Source organism: Streptomyces sp. AcH 505, from assembly GCF_000818175.1.
In the GTDB taxonomy this organism is placed as follows: Bacteria; Actinomycetota; Actinomycetes; order Streptomycetales; family Streptomycetaceae; genus Streptomyces.
The window spans coordinates 1,822,389-1,825,841 of record NZ_JTIY01000001.1; the positions used below are offsets into that span (position 1 = coordinate 1,822,389).

At 72.6% G+C, this 3,453-nt stretch carries 4 protein-coding genes; 2 read left to right on the plus strand and 2 right to left on the minus strand.

Annotated features, from left to right (window positions below):
- Both HY68_RS08500 and HY68_RS08505 read left to right on the plus strand, forming a co-directional pair.
- The coding region (locus tag HY68_RS08500; RefSeq protein WP_041986437.1) for a mandelate racemase/muconate lactonizing enzyme family protein at positions 1–693 on the plus strand (693 nt) is incomplete at its 5' end.
- Positions 694–772: 79 nt separating this feature from the next.
- Positions 773–1,384 carry a TMEM175 family protein gene (locus tag HY68_RS08505; RefSeq protein ID WP_041986440.1) on the plus strand — a complete coding sequence of 204 codons (612 nt, stop codon included), beginning with the start codon at positions 773–775 and terminating at the stop codon, positions 1,382–1,384.
- Between the two features lie 78 nt (positions 1,385–1,462).
- On the opposite strand, the gene HY68_RS42650 is transcribed toward HY68_RS08505, so the two are convergent.
- Both HY68_RS42650 and HY68_RS08510 read right to left on the minus strand, forming a co-directional pair.
- Positions 1,463–1,627, minus strand: a complete 165-nt coding sequence (locus HY68_RS42650) for a hypothetical protein (RefSeq protein ID WP_157874299.1) — start codon at positions 1,625–1,627, stop codon at positions 1,463–1,465.
- Positions 1,624–3,453 (minus strand): amidase (locus HY68_RS08510; RefSeq protein WP_052457041.1); only part of this gene is annotated, 1,830 nt, incomplete at its 5' end. The genes HY68_RS08510 and HY68_RS42650, both read right to left, overlap by 4 nt.

Below are 3,453 nucleotides of genomic sequence, written 5' to 3' on the forward strand. Positions count from 1 at the left end.
CTGCCGGTGTACGACACCGAGGGCGGCTGGCTGCACCTGTCGACCGAGGAGCTGGTCGCGAACGTGTCGGCGGCCAAGGCGGCCGGGCTGCGCGGCGCGAAACTCAAGGTCGGAAGGCCGACGGCGGTCGAGGACGCGGAGCGGCTCGCCGCCGTACGGGAAGCCGTGGGCCCCGCCTTCGAACTCATGGTGGACGCCAACCAGTCGCTCACCCGCGCCGAGGCGGTCCGTCGCGCCCGTACCTTCGAACCGCTCGACATCGCCTGGTTCGAGGAGCCCCTCCCCGCCGACGACGTCACCGGCCACGCCCTGCTGGCGCGCGCCACCTCCGTCCCCGTCGCCGTGGGCGAATCGGTCTACAGCGCGGGGCACTTCGCCGAATACCTCACGGCGGGCGCCGCCGGCATCGTGCAGGTGGATGTGGCCAGGATCGGCGGCATCACGCCGTGGCTGAAGGTCGCGCACGCGGCGGAGGCCTTCAACGTGCGGGTCGCCCCGCACTTCCTGATGGAGCTGCACACGAGCCTGGCCTGCGCCGTACCGGCCGGGATGTACGTCGAACACATCCCGCAGCTGGGCGCGATCACGCGCAGCGCGCTGACAATCGAGAACGGCGAGGTGATCCCTCCGGACACCCCGGGCCTGGGCATCGAGTGGGACGAGGACGCCATCGCCGATCTGCGGGTGGCGTGAGCGCCGTGGGAGCGGACCGGCGTGCCCGCGAGAGGCGTAATGAGGCGGTCCGCGGGACCGGCACGGTCAGGCTGGGGCGATGAGCGACAGCAGAGCGGACGAGCGGAACGTGGTCCGGCTGATCGCGCTGTCCGACGGGATCTTCGCCATCGCCATGACGCTGCTGGTGCTGGACATCCATGTCACGCCCGACCTGGACGGGCCGCACTTCCAGGACATGGTCGAGGACCTGCTGCCGCACATCGGCGCGTACGCGCTGAGCTTCGCGATCCTCGCCGGCTTCTGGCGCGACCACCGGCGCATCCTGCAACTCGCCCAGCGCGTCGAGGGCCTGTCCCTGCGGCTCTCCCTGGCCGGGCTCGGCGCCATCGCGCTGCTGCCGTTCCCGACCACGCTGCTGTCGGAGTACGCGTCCCAGACCCTGTCCGTGGTCATCTACGCGGCCACGGTCATCGTGATCGACCTGCTCCAGATCGCGGTGCTCCGCACGATCCACTACCAGCCGCGCGCCGCGGGATCGGGCCCCGAGCCCGCCCACCGGAACCTGATCACCGACCTGGTGTCGAACGTCGTCGTGTTCGGCGCGGCGCTGCTGATCGCCTTCGCCTCGCCGAGGGGCGCGCTGTGGACGCTGGTGCTGCTGGTCCCGCTCCGCTTCGTCCTCGCCCACCGCGCCAGGAAGCGGGCCTGACGGCGGCGGGCCCGCTCCGACCGACCTCGGAGCGGGCCCGCCCGGTATCCCGGCACACGCACCGGACTTGACGGACCGTCAGGCCTCCGGCGCCTCCGGGTCGTCGTGCGGGTACGGGTAGAACGCCGTCCCCAGCTTCGGCAGCCAGCCCACCGTCGCCACCGGCTCGTCGCCGTCGCCCGGGTGCTGCGGCAGCAGCCCCGCGTTCAGTACCGGCTCCCAGCCCACGGTCAGAAAACTCATCGCAGGGCCTCCTCGGCGATCAGCGGGTCGTTGGACAGCTCGGGCGGCACGGGCAGTTCGGCCGTCAGGGCGCGCGGTACACGCTCGGCGGCCGACGCCGGACGCGGGTCGGGCGGGGCCGCGTTGTGGTACTCCGGGTAGTTGTCCTGGTAGTCGATGGCCGCCTGCACGATCTCCGGCTCGCTGAAGCGCGGCCCCCAGAACTGCGCGGTGATGGGCAGCCCCGCGTCCGTGCTGTCGTAGCCGACGGGGAACGAGACCATCGGCCAGGCAAGGGCGTTGGGGAGCTGGTAGTACGCCCGGTAGACCGGGAAGCCGTTGCCCGTACGCGGGCCGATCTGCGCCCCCAGGCTCATCACGAGCATGAAGTCGACCCCCGCGTCGTCCAGCGCCGCCTGGTAGTTGGCCTGGAGCGTACGGCGCCGGTGCTCGCCCTCCACCCGTACGGACGCCGGTATCGCGCCGCCGAACCGGGTGGCCGACTCGAACGAGGCCGCCGACTCGCCGGGGGCGCGCCGTCCGTACTGGGACTGGAGCGTCTTCGCCTGGTCGGCGGGGCGGGTGGCGGCGAAGTCCTTCACCGCGTCCCAGTACCGGATCTCGTACCGGTTGGGGCTCAGCACCGCCGACGACGGCGAGACCGGTGAGCCGTCGACCGTGGCCAGCACGTCGGAGCTGGAGAAGTACGGGTCGTTCTCCGCCTGCGTCACGTCGAGCCCCGCGAACTCCTTCACCTTCGCGCCGAGCGAGGTGAGCTGGCGGCGCAGCCGCTCGAACGCGGCGCGGTGGTCGTCGTCGTACGTGTCCTGCGGCGCCACGCCGACCTGGACACCTGCGCCGGTGCGCATCCAGTCCGTCTGCGGGATGCCGATGGTGATCCCCGCCAGCGGCTTGCGGCCCTTGCGCGGGGTGAGCGGCATCGCGGGGAAGGGGTCGGGGGCCGCGAGGGTCAGCGGGTCGTTGGCCGGGTCGGGGCCGAGCATGACGGACAGGATGAGCGAGGCGTCGCGTACGGACCGGGCGATCGGGCCGAGCACGTCGTACCCCGGCGACAGCGGCATCAGCCCGGCGACCGACGACGTGCCGAGCGACGGCTTGATGCCGCTCGCGCCGTTGGCGGCCGACGGCATGACGATCGAGCCGCCGGTCTCCTCGCCGATGGTGGCGGCGGCGAGCCGCGCGACCGTGGCGACGCCCGAGCCCTGGCTGGAGCCGCCGGGTACGTACTTCAGCCCCCAGGCGTTCCCCGCGAAGGTGCCGGTGATCGAGCCGGAGAAGGCGGAGCAGATGGTGTGCCCGAGGATCACGGCACCGGCCTCGCGCAGCCGGTGGACGACGGTCGCGTCCCGCAGGGCCGCGTTCCCGTCGAAGGCGTGGCTGCCGTCCTTGGCCTCGAACCCCTTGACGGCGACGGAGTCCTTGATGCCGAACGGGATACCGAGCAGCGGCGGCAGGTCGTCGTCGCCGTGGCCGCCGGAATGCCCGTGCCCGTGCTGCCCGGCCTTGGCGAACCGGGCGTCGGCCGCCCGGGCCTGGGCCAGGGCGCCGGCCTTGTCGACCCGGACGAAGGCGTTGTAGAGGCCGTTGTCGGCGTACGTCTCGAAGGGGCCGTTGAAGCGGTCGATCCGGTCCAGGTACGCCTGGGTGATCTTGACGGAGGTGGTGACCCCGGCCCGCAGCAGCGCGGCGAGTTCGATCACCTCGTAGTCGACGAGTCTGGAGCGCTTCTTGATGCCCGACACGCTCGGGAGCGCGGCGGCGAAAGCGGCGGGGGTGGCGGCGGCGGGCGGTGCCGCGGCGAGGGCGGGGGCGGCGGTCGCCGCTGA

What these genes read in the sequence shown, in the direction of transcription:
- HY68_RS08505 (WP_041986440.1), top strand. Translation starts at nt 773, where the DNA reads ATGAGCGACAGCAGAGCGGACGAGCGGAACGTGGTCCGGCTGATCGCG.
- HY68_RS42650 (WP_157874299.1), bottom strand. Translation starts at nt 1,627, where the DNA reads ATGAGTTTTCTGACCGTGGGCTGGGAGCCGGTACTGAACGCGGGGCTG.